Annotated in this window: 14 protein-coding genes and 1 riboswitch; of the genes, 4 read left to right on the forward strand and 10 right to left on the reverse strand. The window is 58.8% G+C overall.

Annotated elements, in window-relative coordinates:
* Nucleotides 1-4: 4 nt before the first annotated feature.
* Nucleotides 5-811 (forward strand): cytochrome c1, encoded by an 807-nt coding sequence (locus tag KKW20_RS14460; RefSeq protein WP_214568613.1) that lies wholly within the window; start codon nucleotides 5-7, stop codon nucleotides 809-811.
* Nucleotides 812-1,174: 363 nt separating this feature from the next.
* Here the strand turns inward: KKW20_RS14460 and KKW20_RS14465 are convergent, their stop codons facing one another.
* The 5 genes from KKW20_RS14465 to KKW20_RS14485 all read right to left on the reverse strand — a co-directional run bounded on the left by KKW20_RS14465 (nucleotide 1,175) and on the right by KKW20_RS14485 (nucleotide 5,335).
* Nucleotides 1,175-1,660, reverse strand: a complete 486-nt coding sequence (locus KKW20_RS14465; RefSeq protein WP_425514280.1) for a tRNA (cytidine(34)-2'-O)-methyltransferase — start codon at nucleotides 1,658-1,660, stop codon at nucleotides 1,175-1,177.
* A 174-nt stretch (nucleotides 1,661-1,834) separates the two neighbouring features.
* Nucleotides 1,835-2,011: a hypothetical protein gene (locus tag KKW20_RS14470; protein ID WP_214568614.1), complete on the reverse strand. Its 177-nt coding sequence runs from the start codon at nucleotides 2,009-2,011 to the stop codon at nucleotides 1,835-1,837.
* A gap of 58 nt (nucleotides 2,012-2,069) precedes the next feature.
* The gene (locus KKW20_RS14475; RefSeq protein WP_214568615.1) at nucleotides 2,070-2,774 is read right to left on the reverse strand and encodes a thiamine ABC transporter ATP-binding protein; all 705 of its coding nucleotides are present in this window, start codon (nucleotides 2,772-2,774) and stop codon (nucleotides 2,070-2,072) included.
* Nucleotides 2,761-4,329, reverse strand: coding sequence for a thiamine/thiamine pyrophosphate ABC transporter permease ThiP (locus KKW20_RS14480; protein ID WP_343207599.1), 1,569 nt, complete (start codon nucleotides 4,327-4,329; stop codon nucleotides 2,761-2,763). The genes KKW20_RS14475 and KKW20_RS14480 overlap by 14 nt, the downstream gene beginning before the upstream one ends.
* Before the next feature lie 22 nt (nucleotides 4,330-4,351).
* Complete coding sequence (locus KKW20_RS14485; protein WP_214568616.1) at nucleotides 4,352-5,335, reverse strand: thiamine ABC transporter substrate-binding protein; 984 nt, start codon at nucleotides 5,333-5,335, stop codon at nucleotides 4,352-4,354.
* 42 nt (nucleotides 5,336-5,377) lie between these two features.
* A riboswitch (TPP riboswitch) is annotated at nucleotides 5,378-5,485 on the reverse strand.
* 254 nt (nucleotides 5,486-5,739) lie between these two features.
* Between KKW20_RS14485 and KKW20_RS14490 the strand changes: the two genes are divergently transcribed.
* From KKW20_RS14490 to aroC, 3 genes are all read left to right on the forward strand, one after another.
* Nucleotides 5,740-6,537: an SDR family oxidoreductase gene (locus KKW20_RS14490; protein WP_246534624.1), complete on the forward strand. Its 798-nt coding sequence runs from the start codon at nucleotides 5,740-5,742 to the stop codon at nucleotides 6,535-6,537.
* 85 nt (nucleotides 6,538-6,622) lie between these two features.
* Nucleotides 6,623-7,585 (forward strand): DMT family transporter, encoded by a 963-nt coding sequence (locus KKW20_RS14495; RefSeq protein WP_214568617.1) that lies wholly within the window; start codon nucleotides 6,623-6,625, stop codon nucleotides 7,583-7,585.
* 55 nt (nucleotides 7,586-7,640) lie between these two features.
* Nucleotides 7,641-8,762, forward strand: a complete 1,122-nt coding sequence (aroC, locus tag KKW20_RS14500; protein ID WP_214568665.1) for a chorismate synthase — start codon at nucleotides 7,641-7,643, stop codon at nucleotides 8,760-8,762.
* Nucleotides 8,763-8,889: 127 nt separating this feature from the next.
* Here the strand turns inward: aroC and KKW20_RS14505 are convergent, their stop codons facing one another.
* From KKW20_RS14505 to KKW20_RS14525, 5 genes are all read right to left on the reverse strand, one after another.
* Nucleotides 8,890-9,300, reverse strand: a complete 411-nt coding sequence (locus KKW20_RS14505) for a thioredoxin family protein (RefSeq protein ID WP_214568618.1) — start codon at nucleotides 9,298-9,300, stop codon at nucleotides 8,890-8,892.
* A gap of 10 nt (nucleotides 9,301-9,310) precedes the next feature.
* Nucleotides 9,311-10,024, reverse strand: a complete 714-nt coding sequence (locus tag KKW20_RS14510; protein WP_214568619.1) for a cytochrome c biogenesis CcdA family protein — start codon at nucleotides 10,022-10,024, stop codon at nucleotides 9,311-9,313.
* A gap of 73 nt (nucleotides 10,025-10,097) precedes the next feature.
* On the reverse strand, nucleotides 10,098-10,979 hold the full coding sequence (locus KKW20_RS14515) for a DMT family transporter (protein WP_214568620.1): 882 nt from the start codon (nucleotides 10,977-10,979) through the stop codon (nucleotides 10,098-10,100).
* 231 nt (nucleotides 10,980-11,210) lie between these two features.
* Nucleotides 11,211-11,498, reverse strand: coding sequence for an HU family DNA-binding protein (locus KKW20_RS14520; protein ID WP_214568621.1), 288 nt, complete (start codon nucleotides 11,496-11,498; stop codon nucleotides 11,211-11,213).
* Nucleotides 11,499-11,635: 137 nt separating this feature from the next.
* A complete protein-coding gene (locus KKW20_RS14525; protein WP_214568622.1) occupies nucleotides 11,636-13,120 on the reverse strand; it encodes an AMP nucleosidase in 1,485 nt (494 codons plus the stop codon).
* Nucleotide 13,121 lies beyond the last annotated feature (1 nt).

Raw genomic sequence — 13,121 nt, forward strand, 5'->3', positions numbered from 1 at the left:
CAAAATGATCAAGAAACTCACAGCAACCGCCCTTTTGGCTCCTGTCCTGGCATTTGGCCTGACCGCTGGTGCGGCCCAGGCTTCGGGCAGCGAAGGTCACATCGAAGACATCGCGTTTTCGTTTGAGGGTCCCTTTGGCACCTACGACAAAGAACAGCTTCGTCGTGGCCTGAAGGTCTATACCGAAGTCTGTTCCGCCTGCCATGGCCTGCGTTACGTGCCTCTGCGGACCCTGTCCGACGCTGGTGGACCTGAATACACCGAAGATGAGGTCCGCGCCTATGCGGCCGAAAACTTCTCCGTGTATGACGAAGAGTTGGAAGATGACCGCCCCGCGCGTCCGTCAGACCATTTCCCGCATATCACATCTGCGGGCGCACCAGACCTTAGCCTGATGGCCAAGGCGCGTGCGGGTTTTCATGGCCCCGCTGGTACCGGTCTGAACCAATTGTTCCGTGGCATCGGTGGCGCCGAATATATCGCCAACTTCCTGACCGGGTTCACCGGTGAGGAAAGCGAAGTGGCTGGCAACATCCTGAACGAAAACCACGTCTTTCCCGGCGGCTGGACCAAAATGACCCCCCAGCTTGAGGATGGCACGGTTGAATTCGATGACGGGCACGCCAACGACGCCCACCATCTTGCAGAAGACGTGGCCGCATTCCTGATGTGGACCGCGGAACCGAAGATGATGGCGCGTCAGCAAACCGGCTTTGTCGCCGTGCTGCTGCTGGTTGTCCTGACCTCGCTTCTGTATCTGACCAACAAAAAACTCTGGGCCCCACATAAGGGCAAGAAAACCGAGCTGTAAGCCGGTTTCATCAGATGAGAGAAGGGCGCCTGAAAGGGCGCCCTTTTTGTTTGGGGCGCCACCCATGTTTGATCACGCGTTGTTCCATTGCACAAAACAGGGTTTGAACGTGAATACATTTCGGGGTTTCTCGCCCTAAAGCGTCCCGCCTTTAACCTGAGGCAGGTCAAAAAGGCGGGGCGCGGCGGAACCTCTCGATGTTGTGGGTGTTCCGCCAGAAGTGCGCATGTCTGAGATGTTTTTTGTGAACGGCTATCTTTCTGTCCTGACAGAGACTCCAATGGTCACAAAAGGCTTGACGAAGCTACCGGAAAACACAGCTCTCTCTTGCGAACATTCCGAGGGATGGCAGAGAAAGGACCCTCAGCCCCCCAACTTCCCCCGCATCGCTTGATACACCACCGCCGTGGCGACATTGGCGAGGTTTAAGGATCGCACCTTGGGGCTAAGCATCGGCAGGTTAAAGGTGCGGTCTTCCATACCGTCCAAAACCTCAGCCGGAAGACCAGCGCTTTCGCAGCCAAACACCAGATAGCTGTCCTCGGGATAGGCCGGGGCATACAGCGTCTCGGCGCCATGCTCTTCAAAGAAATGCAGCTTGTCGCGCGTGGGCTTACGCGCGGTCAGAAAATCCTGCCAACTGTCATATTCACACAGATTAACGTGCTTCCAATAATCGGTCCCCGCGCGGCGCACCGCCTTTTCATCCAGGGAAAACCCGTATGGCTTGATCAGGATCAGCTCGAGGTTCAGCGCCACACAGGTCCGCCCAATCGCGCCAGTGTTATAGGGGATTTCCGGGGTCACCAGAACCATTTTCAAGCACGGTTCAATCATGGGATCAGACATGGGATGTGGCCTTTTTACAGTGTGTCACATCCTGTTAGCCCAACTCCACATCGCCGAACAGCACCAAGTTTGTCCCCTGCGGCTGATCACAGAGCAGGGCGAGGCGGGCAAAAGGCCCATAGGCCCATAGGCCCATGATGGGCCGTGCCCTCGCATCCAACGTGCCACGCGCAATCACTTCTTGTCGCGCGCGGCTTTTTCTTCTTTGGTCAAATTGGCGTTCCAGACATTGTTGCTCAGACCCAGTTCAGGCGGGTTGGGCTTTGTCTTGCCTTTGGTGATCTTGCCGCCCTTGTTCAGATACTCCTGAATAAGCGCGTCATCGGTGTTTTCTTTGGGCACATGTTTCATGGGAAAAGCCTAGCGGGTGGGGGAGATTGGGGCAATAGGATCCTGTGGCGCTGCGCTGTTACGTCCGTGGGTGATCGCCCAAATAGTCGCGTAACACCTCTGGCGGGTTGGTGAAAATCTCTGCCGTCTCCACCGGGGCTTCGGCGCGCCCATCTGCGACCAACACCACTTGATCACAGATCAACTTGGCATCTTCCGGCGCGTGGCTGACCATCAACAGCGTGGCTTGGGTTTCGTCCAACAGCTCCGCCACAAGGGCCAGCATTTCCGATTTCAACGCCGGGCCAAGCGCGCCAAAGGGTTCGTCCAGCAAAAGCAGTGGCCGGTCGCGCAAAAGCACTCGCGCCAGCGCCACACGGGCCATTTGCCCGCCGGACAATTGCGCCGGTTTGCGTGGGGCTAGACCCGACAGGCCAACCCGGTCCAACGCCCCTTTGACACGGACCTGTTCCCGATCGGACAGTTTCAAATCCGCCCGCAGGCCCAGCCCGACATTCTGTGCAACCGTCATGTGCGGAAAGAGGTTATTGTCCTGAAACACCATACTAATGGGCCGTGCGGCAGGCGCGCGCGCCATCCCCTGCCCGTCCCAAAGAATGCGCCCAGAGGTGAGCGCTTGAAACCCGGCGATCGCCGCCAACAATGTGGATTTCCCCGCCCCTGACGGACCAAGCACCGCCACCCGCGCGCCCTGTGGCACGCTTAGGTCAGCGGTCAATTGGAAATCTCCCAGATCAATAAAGCCCTGCTCAATGGTCAGCATTCACACGCCCCCCTCGGTCAAATATCCAGAAAAGGGCAAGCGATAGCCCCATCAAAAGCACGGCGGCCCCGGCGGCATCCTCCATCCGGTAGGCCCCCATCAGACGGTAAAGTTGCAAGGGCAAAGTGGCGGCGTCACCATCGGCAAACATCGTAATCACCCCAAGGTCGCCCATCGAGAGTGCGGCGGCAAGACCCAGTGAAAACCCGATCGGACGGCGCAAACGTGGCACCCACAACAGGCGCAGGCGCGCCATGCCGGTCAGCCCCAGCCCATCGGCAAGCGGGCCGTAATCCCGCTCGACCCCAGCCAGCGCAGGCACAAGGATGCGCAGCGCAAAAGGCAAGCTCATCGCCGCATTCACAAGGCCGGTAACAGGCAACGCCAATTTCGACGGCGACATAATGGGAAAGATCACAATGAACAGCCCCGTGCCGATCACCAAGGGCGAGGCGGCGATGGTCAGATAACCGATACCCTCCACCCATTTTGACCGCCTCCGCACCGCAAGGGCCGCGATCGGCAGGGTCAGGATCAGCGTAAATATCGCCGAGCCAAGCGCCACGGTGACAGAGCGCGCGGCGGCAGTCCAGACGCTTCCCGGCAGGCTCATAAGGCTCGGCAAACCCTTCACAAAGATCATCGCAAGCGGCAGGATCAGGAAACCGGCGGCAAGGCTGATGACAAGCCCGTCAAAGCCGCGCTGAACCGGTGTGCTGTCCCAGCGCATCACCGCCCGATCCAGCCCCGCCCCCGTGTCATGCGGGATCGCCACGCGAAACGCGATCAACGCCGCAGCGCCCCCCATGGCAAATTGCACGAGGGCGAGCATGGCGGCACGGCCAAGGTCAAAATCAAAGCGGAACGCTTCATAAATCGCCAGTTCCACCGTGGTCGCGCGCGGCCCGCCACCAAGGGCCAGAGCGACCGCAAAAGAGGTCAGGCAAATCAGGAAAATGACCAGAAACGCGCCGGGCAGCACCTCGCGCAGCATCGGGCGTTCCAACGTGCGGGCAATATCGCGGGGCGTCATGCCAAGGGACGCGGCAAGGCGAAAACGCTCCGCCGGGATCATAAGCCAACCCTGCAGGATCAGCCGGGTGGCCAGCGGCAGATTGAAAAACACATGGGCCAAAAGCACGCCGTGATAGCCATAGATCGAGATCGGCTCATACCCGAAAAATCCCAGCGCTTGTGACACAATTCCGCGTCCACCAAACACCGAAATCAGCCCAAAGATCGCAATGATCACCGGCAGAATAAACGGCGCGCCCAACAGGGTGATCAGTGCCGCACGACCCCGGAACTGACGACGAGACAGCGCACGCGCAACCGGGATGGCAAAAAGGGTCGAAAGCGCGGCCGAGGCCAGCGCCTGCCACAGGGTAAACCGGATCGCGGCAAAATCATGCGGACCAAGCGACAAAAAGGCAAACACGCCGCCCGTGGCCTTGGTCATCACCGCGATAAGCGTGCCCAAAGTCAGACATAAAACCACCCCCAGCGCGAGAACGCCAAGGGCGGTGGTGCGGGTGATCCTCACAAGATCACCCACCGGTTCATCTTATGTCGCGGGATTATTTCCACGACACCGAAAGCCATTCGTCCAGCGCGGGTTTGCGCAGGGCTTCGGCCTCTTCTTCCGTATAGAAAAGCGTCTTTGCAGGCACCGGAAGTTTGGCAAACCCTTCGGGCAGCTTGTCATCCGCCAGTTTGGCCGGGAACGACCAGTTTGAGGTTGGGATCGCGGCCTGGAACTCTTCGCTCAGCACATATTCAAGGAACTTATCGGCCAGTTCGGGCTGATCCGTACCTTTGATTTTCCCCGCCAATTCCACAAAGAAATAATGGCCTTCGTCAAAGATCGCCGCCGATTTGGTCAGATCTTCTTCGGCGATGATGTGATAGGCGGGCGAGGTCACAAACGACAGCACCATGTCGGCTTCGCCATCGGTGAACATGCCGTAGGCTTCGGACCAGCCTTTGGTCACGGTGACGATTTTGGGCGCAAGTTTGCCCCAGGCCTCCGCGGCTTTGTCGCCGTAAATCGACTTGACCCACAGCATCAAGGCAAGACCGGAAATCGAGCTGCGCGGGTCCTGGATCACGATTTTGGTGTCATCGGGCAAGGCCAAAAGCGCATCAAAGCTGGTGGGGGCGTTGTCCATTTTGGTGTTGTCGTAAATGAACGCGGTGTAGCTGTAGTCAAACGGCAAAAAGGTGTCGTCTGTCCAGTCGATCGGCATGGTCAGATCGTCGGTGTTCTGGCCGTGTGGCGCAAACAGGCCGGAGGCGCGCGCGCGGGCGGTCACGTCGGTGTTCAGACCGATCACAACATCCGCTTCGGTCCGTTCGCCTTCCAGCAACAGGCGGGGCAGCACGTCGCCGGTGACAAATTTCAAATCGCACCCGCATTGCGCCTCGAACCCGGCTTCAATACCGGGACCGGGGCCCCATTCCGATGCGAAATAATCGGGGGCGTAAACTTGCAATACGGGGGTTTCAGCGTGGGCGGCGCTGGCCAGCAACAGGGTGCTCGCGGCGAAAAATGTGGTCTTCATATCATCCTCCAAGATGGCGGCGAAAAGTCAGACGGTGTTCGGGTGGGATGATCCGACCTTCCCTCCGCCGGTCTTAACCGGTTCAGGTTCTACGGGTTTGCGTAATCGCGTCTCAGCCGCGCACATGGCACAGCACCCCGAGGTGCGCTTTGTTTGCCCGCAAAACGGGGGGCTTGGCAAGGGGGCAATTTCCGGCGGCGGATCTGGCGCACATCAAACTGGGCGAACCTCTTGAAAATATGGGAAAAACAACGTATATCCTGTTTCATTCAAGGAGTAGGTCCAGTGATCAACTAACACAGCCCAATACCGGCACCGCTGTTTTTCTGACGCTTTTTGCGCCGTCAATCCCACCATTTTGGGGCGGGATTTCTAGGTGCGACCTATGACCCATGAGGATTTCCATGAAAGATTTACACCTGAAACGGTTGCAGCAAAAACGCTGTGTTGTGACCGGAGCGGCGCGCGGTATTGGCGCCGAAATTGCCCGACGGTTTGCCGCTGAGGGCGGTGATGTGATTGTCACCGACAAGGATTTTGCAGGCGCGAACGCCATTGCCGATGAGATTGGCGGCACCGCGCGATTGCTGGATGTTGCAGGTGAAGATCACTGGGCCGACTTTGCGAAGGAATTTCCACAGATTGACGTCTTGGTGAACAACGCGGGCATCACCGGGTTTGAAGAAAGCACCCGCGCGCAGGACCCGGAACATGCCACGCTCGCCGATTGGCGCGCGGTGCACCGGACAAATCTGGATGGCACGTTTTTGGGCTGTCGCTACGCGATTGGGGCGATGCGCGCGAAAGGATCAGGCGCGATCATCAACATCTCGTCCCGCTCGGGTCTGGTGGGTATTCCAGGGGCGGCGGCCTATGCGTCATCCAAGGCGGCGGTGCGCAATCATTCAAAATCCGTAGCACTTTATTGTGCCGAACAAGGCTTGGCCATTCGCTGCAATTCGGTGCACCCCGCCGCGATCCTGACCCCGATGTGGGACCCGATGCTGGGCGACGGGCCGGACCGCACGGACCGGATGGCGGCTTTGGTTGCGGACACCCCCCTGCGCCGGTTTGGAACGGTCAAAGAGGTGGCCGCGGTTTGCGCCATGCTGGCGTCAGATGAGGGTGCCTATATGACCGGGGTTGAGATCAACATTGACGGCGGGCTTTTGGCCGGCAGCATTGCCGCCCCTGTGCGTTGATTGAAGGCGCCCACCCTTGACCTACGCTTCGATATCCGCAATGTGAGCGTTAACAACGCCCACCCGATCAGACACGGAGCCCACCATGCCTGACACCGTCAGATCCCCGCTCAGCGGCCTTGGCTATGCCTTCACTGGCTTTGCCATTTTCGCCACCCATGACGCCGCCATCAAAGTGTTGGGTGCGGAATATTCGGTGTTCCAGATCATCTTTTTCGCGATGCTGTTTGCCTTTGTACCGATGGCGGTGATGATGCTGGCCGACCGTCAGGTGGACAATTTCCGACCGCATCATCCGTGGCTGATCCTGCTGCGTGCGATGATGACCATTCTGGCGATGTCCTCGGCGTTTTATGCCTTTACCGTGCTGACCCTGGCCGAGGTTTATGCGCTTTTGTTTGCAACCCCACTGATCATCACCGCGATGTCGGCGCTGTTGCTGGGGGAACCCGTCCGCGCGCAACGCTGGGCGGCGGTTCTGGTTGGGCTGATCGGCGTTTTGGTGGTGCTGCGCCCCGGCGTGACGGCGATCACTTTGGGGCATGTTTGCGCGTTAACGGCTGCGTTCTGCTCGGGCTTTGGGTCGATCATCATGCGTAAAATCGGCGGCGAAGAACGCACCGCGGTGATGATCCTTTACCCCATGCTCGGATCCATTGTGGTGATGGGCGGCAGCCTGCCCTTTGTCTATCAACCGATGTCGCTGGGCGATTTGGGATTGGCGGCCTCCGTTGGGTTAATGTCGGTGCTGGCGCAGGTGTGCATCATCATCGCCTATCGCGCCGCCCCTGCCGCCGTGGTCGCCCCCACGCAATACAGCCAGATCCTGTGGGCCACTGCCTTTGGTGTGCTGTTTTTCGGCGAGTTTCCGGATATTTGGGTGGGCGTTGGGGCATCGATTATTATCGCCTCTGGCGTCTTTATTGTCTGGCGTGAAACCCGCCCACAAGTGTCAAATCGCAACCCCATTCTGCGCAATCCAAACATGCGCTATGACGCGGGTGTCAGCCCCCAGCCGAAACACCGCAGGCCAGAAAACAACAGCTAACTTTCCTTTCCAAACACATCGCGCTATCACACGCATGAGCAAAAGGGATACGCGCATGTCGATGAACAGCTTTGGCCATATCTTCCGTGTCACCACTTGGGGTGAAAGCCATGGACCCGCCCTGGGCGCCACCGTTGATGGCTGCCCCCCCGGTGTGCCGCTTGAGGCGGAGATGATCCAGGTGTGGCTTGATAAACGCCGCCCCGGTCAGAACAAACATACGACGCAGCGCAATGAACCAGATCAGGTGCGCATCCTGTCGGGAGTGTACGAAGGCAAAACCACCGGCACGCCGATCCAGCTGATGATTGAAAACACCGATCAGCGGTCAAAAGACTACGGCGACATTGAGAAAACCTTTCGCCCCGGTCATGCCGACATCACCTATCACCTGAAATACGGCATCCGCGATCCGCGCGGCGGGGGGCGATCTTCTGCCCGCGAAACCGCGGCCCGTGTGGCGGCTGGCGGTGTGGCGCGCGAGGTGCTGAAGGCGCTGGCGCCGGACCTTGCGATCAAAGGCTATATGACCCAGATGGGCGAGCTGCATCTGAACCGCGACAACTTCGATTGGGACGCGATTGACGCAAACGCCTTCTGGCTGCCCGATGGCACCGCTGTCGCCGAATGGGAAGCGTATCTCACCATGTTGCGCACCAAGGAAAACGACTCCGTTGGCGCAGCGGTTGAGGTGGTCGTGCGCGGCGCACCAGCGGGTCTGGGCGCGCCTGTATACGCAAAACTCGACACCGATCTTGCCGCGGCGATGATGTCGATCAACGCGGTGAAAGGCGTTGAGATTGGCGAAGGCATGGCGGCCGCTGGATTGCGCGGCACCGAAAACGCCGATGAGATCTTTATGGGCAATGACGGCCAGCCGGTCTATTCGTCCAACCACGCGGGCGGCATCCTAGGTGGGATTTCCACCGGGCAAGACATCGTTGTGCGTTTTGCGGTGAAACCCACCAGTTCGATCCTCACCCCGCGCCAGTCAATCACCAAAGAAGGTGACGCCATCGAAGTGATCACCAAGGGTCGCCACGACCCTTGCGTGGGCATCCGCGCCGTACCCGTGGGCGAAGCCATGGCCGCTTGTGTTGTGCTTGACCACCTGATGCTGCACCGCGCGCAAGTTGGGGACGGCCCACGCGGCAAAATCGGCCCGCAAGACGGCTGACCCCACGCATCTAACTTTCTTGCCTTCGGCGAGGATATTTTTAGAAAGAGGAAGGCAGCAGTGGCCTTCTTTTTCTTGCATTAAATATCTCGGGGGCCCGAAGGGCGGGGCAGCGCCCCTCTGACCTTTAGGCTTGCGCGGCGGCCAATGCGGTGTCCAACAACGCTTTGATCTCTGCTTCGCCGGTGCCGGCCACGATGCGACCCAGCTCTGCATCGCCTTTCAGCACCACAAGCGTTGAACGGCGCGGGATGTTCAGGGATTTGGTGAATTCGTGGCGGCCGTATTGGTCCCAATCCACGTTCACAAAGGTGATGGCCGCGCCGTAAGCGGGGTCTGCCGCTTTCAACGCATTAATCACACGTTCTTGCCGCGCGCAGGTGGAACACCAGCTGGCTTTAAAGTCCAGAAACACGGTGTCGCCTTTGGCCAGCGCCTCTTTCACGAGGCCGGGGGCATAGTCGAACACGGCGGCTTTTGCCCCGAGTGGGGCCACAAGGGCGGCGGCGGTGAGGGTGATAAAGTCACGACGTTTCATGTGTGTCTCCTTAAAGCGATACGGATAGGTCGACGAGCCAGGTGGGCAAGCTGTCGACCGCCCAAGCCTCGATGTAGTGGTGAAGTTTAAACAAGATGGCGATGCCAACCGCGATGAACACCGCGCCCATGATGGGGCGGGATTTCTGGGCAATGCTGCGCATCAACGCTTGGCGGCGCATAATGGCGGCGCGGGCACCATAACCAAGGGCAAGGATGATGGTCGACACACCAAGGGCAAAGGCAGCCATGATTGCGCCCGCCCAAAGCAGGCTTTGCCCTTGCGAGGCAAGCGCGATGGCACCGCCCAACGTGGGGCCGATACAGGGGCTCCAGACCGCGCCCAGAAGCATCCCGCCAAGGAATTGACCGCGCAGCGATCCGCGATCGACGTCGTCCAGCCCTTGATCGGCACGGGTGGAAAACCCGGCGGTGAGGGTGGAAAAACGGTTTGACAGCGCGGGGATCAGCAGGATCAGGCCAAAGGCGATCATCAGCACGGCGCCTGCGCTGGCGATATGCCCTTCGTCCAGCCCAACCAGATGGCCAAGCACGGTCACGAGCAAACCAAGCGCCACAAATGACAGGCTCATGCCGGCCGCCAAAACCACCGGCCCCCAGACGCTGGCGTTTAACGCGGTGGCCAGCACAATCGGCAGGACCGGCAAAACGCAGGGGTTGATCAGGGTCAGCAGCCCCGCGAGATATCCAAATACAAGTTCCATGGCGCCACCTTATCTTTGGCGCGGGAAATGTCACTTCACGATGGGGCCTTGCCGCTTCACGTCCGCGTGGGAATTATTTCGAAGCCGGCGAAGGGGATTGTTTGGACAATTGCACCATCAGGATGCCGAGGGTGATGATGGTCACGCCGACGATATCCAACCAGCCCAACGCCTCGCCCAGCAGGACCGCCGCCACAGCCACGCCGAAAAACGGATTGAGAAAATGGAAGGTCGCGGCCTTGACCGCACCGATGCGGGCGACAAGCGCAAACCAGACAAAGGTGGCCAAAAGGCCGGGCACAAGCACCGTATAGCTGAACGCCATCGCCAGACGCAGGCTGGGGGTGAAGGTCAGGGTTTCAAAGAAGGGCGCAACCAACAAAAGGACGAAGGAACCCACAAACATTTGCAGCCCAACTATCATCATCAGGTTCCCGCCCGCGCTGGCCTGTCGCACCGAAAGCGTGGCCACGGTCAGGGCGGCCGCCCCGATGAAACACAGCGCCACCCCGGTCAGATCCACACCGCCAGACATGCGCGCGCCCATAATGATCGCCACGCCAACCACGCCCGCCACAAGGCCCAGCGCCGTCATGGGGCGCAGTCGATCGCCAAACAGGGTCCACCCGGCAAAGGCCACCATCAACGGCATGGTGGAGGCGATGATCGCGGACAAGCTCGCCTCGATCCATTGCATCGCCACAAAATTCAGACCCAAATAAAGCGCGTTTTGGCACACCCCAAAGATCAGCACCGCCCGCCATTGCCCCCGCGACAGGTTCCAGTTCTGGCCCAGCGCGCGGGCAATCGCGACGCCAATCACGCCCGAGATAAAGAACCGAAGCGACAGCGAGTAAAGCGGCGGCGCATCGGCCACAATAATCCGCGCAGAGGTGAACGCCGAGGACCACATAAAGGCAAACGCCAGCCCCATAAAAATCGCGCGAATATCCATGCTCATTCCTTGAAAAATTGCCAGGGCACCTCAACCCTTTCAGCCATATACGCTATGGCCGTTGGTTGGAAATATCTGACGCCCCCTTGGGATAAGAAATTCGTCGCAATTGCGTCATCTGGTGCTGATTTTCAGACCGCCCCTCGCCACACAGCTTGATCGCCGCGCGCAACAAAAAAGGGCCACCCAAAGGCGACCCTTTTCTTAATGCAGTCCAAAGACGTAGAAGGCTTAGCCGTTCACGCTGTCTTTCAGAGCTTTCGCAATGGTCATTTTGACCACTTTGTCAGCTTCTTTTTGGATTTGCTCACCGGTGGCAGGGTTGCGCACGGTGCGTGCTGGACGTTCGCGGCAATAGATTTTGCCAACGCCGGGCAGGGTCACAGCGCCACCACCGGAAACTTCTTTGGTGATGATTTCAATAACCGCATCCAGCGCAGAGCCAGCGGTTTTCTTGTCAGCGCCCATTTCTTCAGCCAAAGCGGCCACGAGTTGGGTTTTTGTCATTGGTTTCGACATGTATTACACTCCTCAAATCACCCATTCCTAGGGCTTCATTGGCGGCATTTAACTGTATGTAGCGGGGCGACACAACGATTTGTTGCAGGAAATTAAGGCGAAAACAGCGTTTTTTTGCCAGTTTACCAAAGGTTGATTTATAAAAACGCCGTTTCCTCGAAACTTCTGAGCTTTCGCGAGTGAATCCGTTCAATCGGCATTTCGCGTAAAAGTTCCATCGCATGGATGCCGATCAACAGGTGCCGACCGACCTGATCTTTGTAAAAATCAGACGCCATACCGGGCAATTTCAGCTCGCCATGCAGCGGTTTGTCCGACACACATAGAAGCGTTCCGTAAGGCACCCGAAAGCGAAATCCGTTGGCGGCGATGGTTGCACTTTCCATATCCAGCGCAATGGCGCGCGATTGGCTAAGGCGTTGCACCGGGCCGGTCTGGTCGCGAAGCTCCCAGTTGCGGTTATCTAATGATGCCACCGTGCCGGTTCGCATGATGCGTTTCAGCTCATACCCCTCAAGGGCGGTGACTTTCGCCACGGCCTGTTCCAGCGCGATCTGGATTTCGGCCAAGGGCGGAATGGGCACCCAGATCGGCAGATCATCATCCAGCACCTTGTCTTCGCGTAGGTACGCGTGCGCCAGAACAAAATCCCCCAGACGTTGCGAATTTCGCAAGCCCGCGCAATGCCCCACCATCAGCCAGGCATGAGGGCGCAACACGGCAATATGATCAGTCGCGGTTTTGGCGTTTGACGGCCCCACCCCGATGTTGACCAACGTGATGCCCGACCCATCCGGCCGCGTCAGGTGATAGCTGGGCATTTGCGGCAGTTTCGCGGGCACCGGCAGCACATCCTCGGCCCCGGTAATCTTGTGATAGCCCGGCCCCACAAACCCGTCATAGCCACTGTCAGGGTCGGCAAGCATTTTGCGCGCGTAGGCCTCAAACTCTTCCACGTAAAACTGATAGTTGGTGAACAGAACGTGGTTCTGAAAATCCTCGGGCGTGGTCGCGGTGTAATGCGACAAACGCGCAAGCGAGTAATCAATGCGTTGCGCAGTAAACGGCGCCAAAGGGGCGGGCTGGTCGTGGTCGCGTTCGGCCACACCGTTCACAATGTGATCATTGGTGGTCGCCAGATCCGGCACGTCAAACACGTCGCGCAGCGGAAATTCCATCGCGCCCTCTTGCGGCACGGTGATGTCCGGGTTGCGCGCCACGGCGAAATGCACCGGGATCGGCGTGTCGGATACCCCAATTTCCACCGGCACGCCGTGGTTGCCCAACAGCAGGCCGATCTGCTGTTCAAGATAATTCGCGAATAAATCCGGACGGGTGATGCTGGTGGCATAGGTTCCGGGTGCCGAGACATGGCCAAACGACAGGCGCGTATCACCTTGCGCATGGCTGGTCGTGGTCAGACGGATTTCGGGATAAAACGCCCGAAACCGCGAGGTTGGTTTGGCGCCATTGGCGTTTTCCTCAAACCGGTCACACAGAAACGCACAGGCCGTGTCATAAAGTTCGGTCAGGCGGGCAACGGCAAGGGCCGCATCGGTGAACACCTCATGTGTCACAGCTTTGGGGGTGATCACGGGGATCGACATATCACTTGCGGGCATT

It is taken from the genome of Aliiroseovarius lamellibrachiae (assembly GCF_018599245.1).
In the GTDB taxonomy this organism is placed as follows: domain Bacteria; phylum Pseudomonadota; class Alphaproteobacteria; order Rhodobacterales; family Rhodobacteraceae; genus Aliiroseovarius; species Aliiroseovarius lamellibrachiae.

Coding starts and splice junctions, on each gene's coding strand:
- KKW20_RS14460 (WP_214568613.1), top strand. CDS start 5: ATGATCAAGAAACTCACAGCAACCGCCCTTTTGGCTCCTGTCCTGGCA.
- KKW20_RS14465 (WP_425514280.1), bottom strand. CDS start 1,660: ATGTCTGATCCCATGATTGAACCGTGCTTGAAAATGGTTCTGGTGACC.
- KKW20_RS14470 (WP_214568614.1), bottom strand. CDS start 2,011: ATGAAACATGTGCCCAAAGAAAACACCGATGACGCGCTTATTCAGGAG.
- KKW20_RS14475 (WP_214568615.1), bottom strand. CDS start 2,774: ATGCTGACCATTGAGCAGGGCTTTATTGATCTGGGAGATTTCCAATTG.
- KKW20_RS14485 (WP_214568616.1), bottom strand. CDS start 5,335: ATGAAGACCACATTTTTCGCCGCGAGCACCCTGTTGCTGGCCAGCGCC.
- KKW20_RS14490 (WP_246534624.1), top strand. CDS start 5,740: ATGAAAGATTTACACCTGAAACGGTTGCAGCAAAAACGCTGTGTTGTG.
- KKW20_RS14495 (WP_214568617.1), top strand. CDS start 6,623: ATGCCTGACACCGTCAGATCCCCGCTCAGCGGCCTTGGCTATGCCTTC.
- aroC (WP_214568665.1), top strand. CDS start 7,641: ATGTCGATGAACAGCTTTGGCCATATCTTCCGTGTCACCACTTGGGGT.
- KKW20_RS14505 (WP_214568618.1), bottom strand. CDS start 9,300: ATGAAACGTCGTGACTTTATCACCCTCACCGCCGCCGCCCTTGTGGCC.
- KKW20_RS14510 (WP_214568619.1), bottom strand. CDS start 10,024: ATGGAACTTGTATTTGGATATCTCGCGGGGCTGCTGACCCTGATCAAC.
- KKW20_RS14515 (WP_214568620.1), bottom strand. CDS start 10,979: ATGGATATTCGCGCGATTTTTATGGGGCTGGCGTTTGCCTTTATGTGG.
- KKW20_RS14520 (WP_214568621.1), bottom strand. CDS start 11,498: ATGTCGAAACCAATGACAAAAACCCAACTCGTGGCCGCTTTGGCTGAA.
- KKW20_RS14525 (WP_214568622.1), bottom strand. CDS start 13,120: ATGCCCGCAAGTGATATGTCGATCCCCGTGATCACCCCCAAAGCTGTG.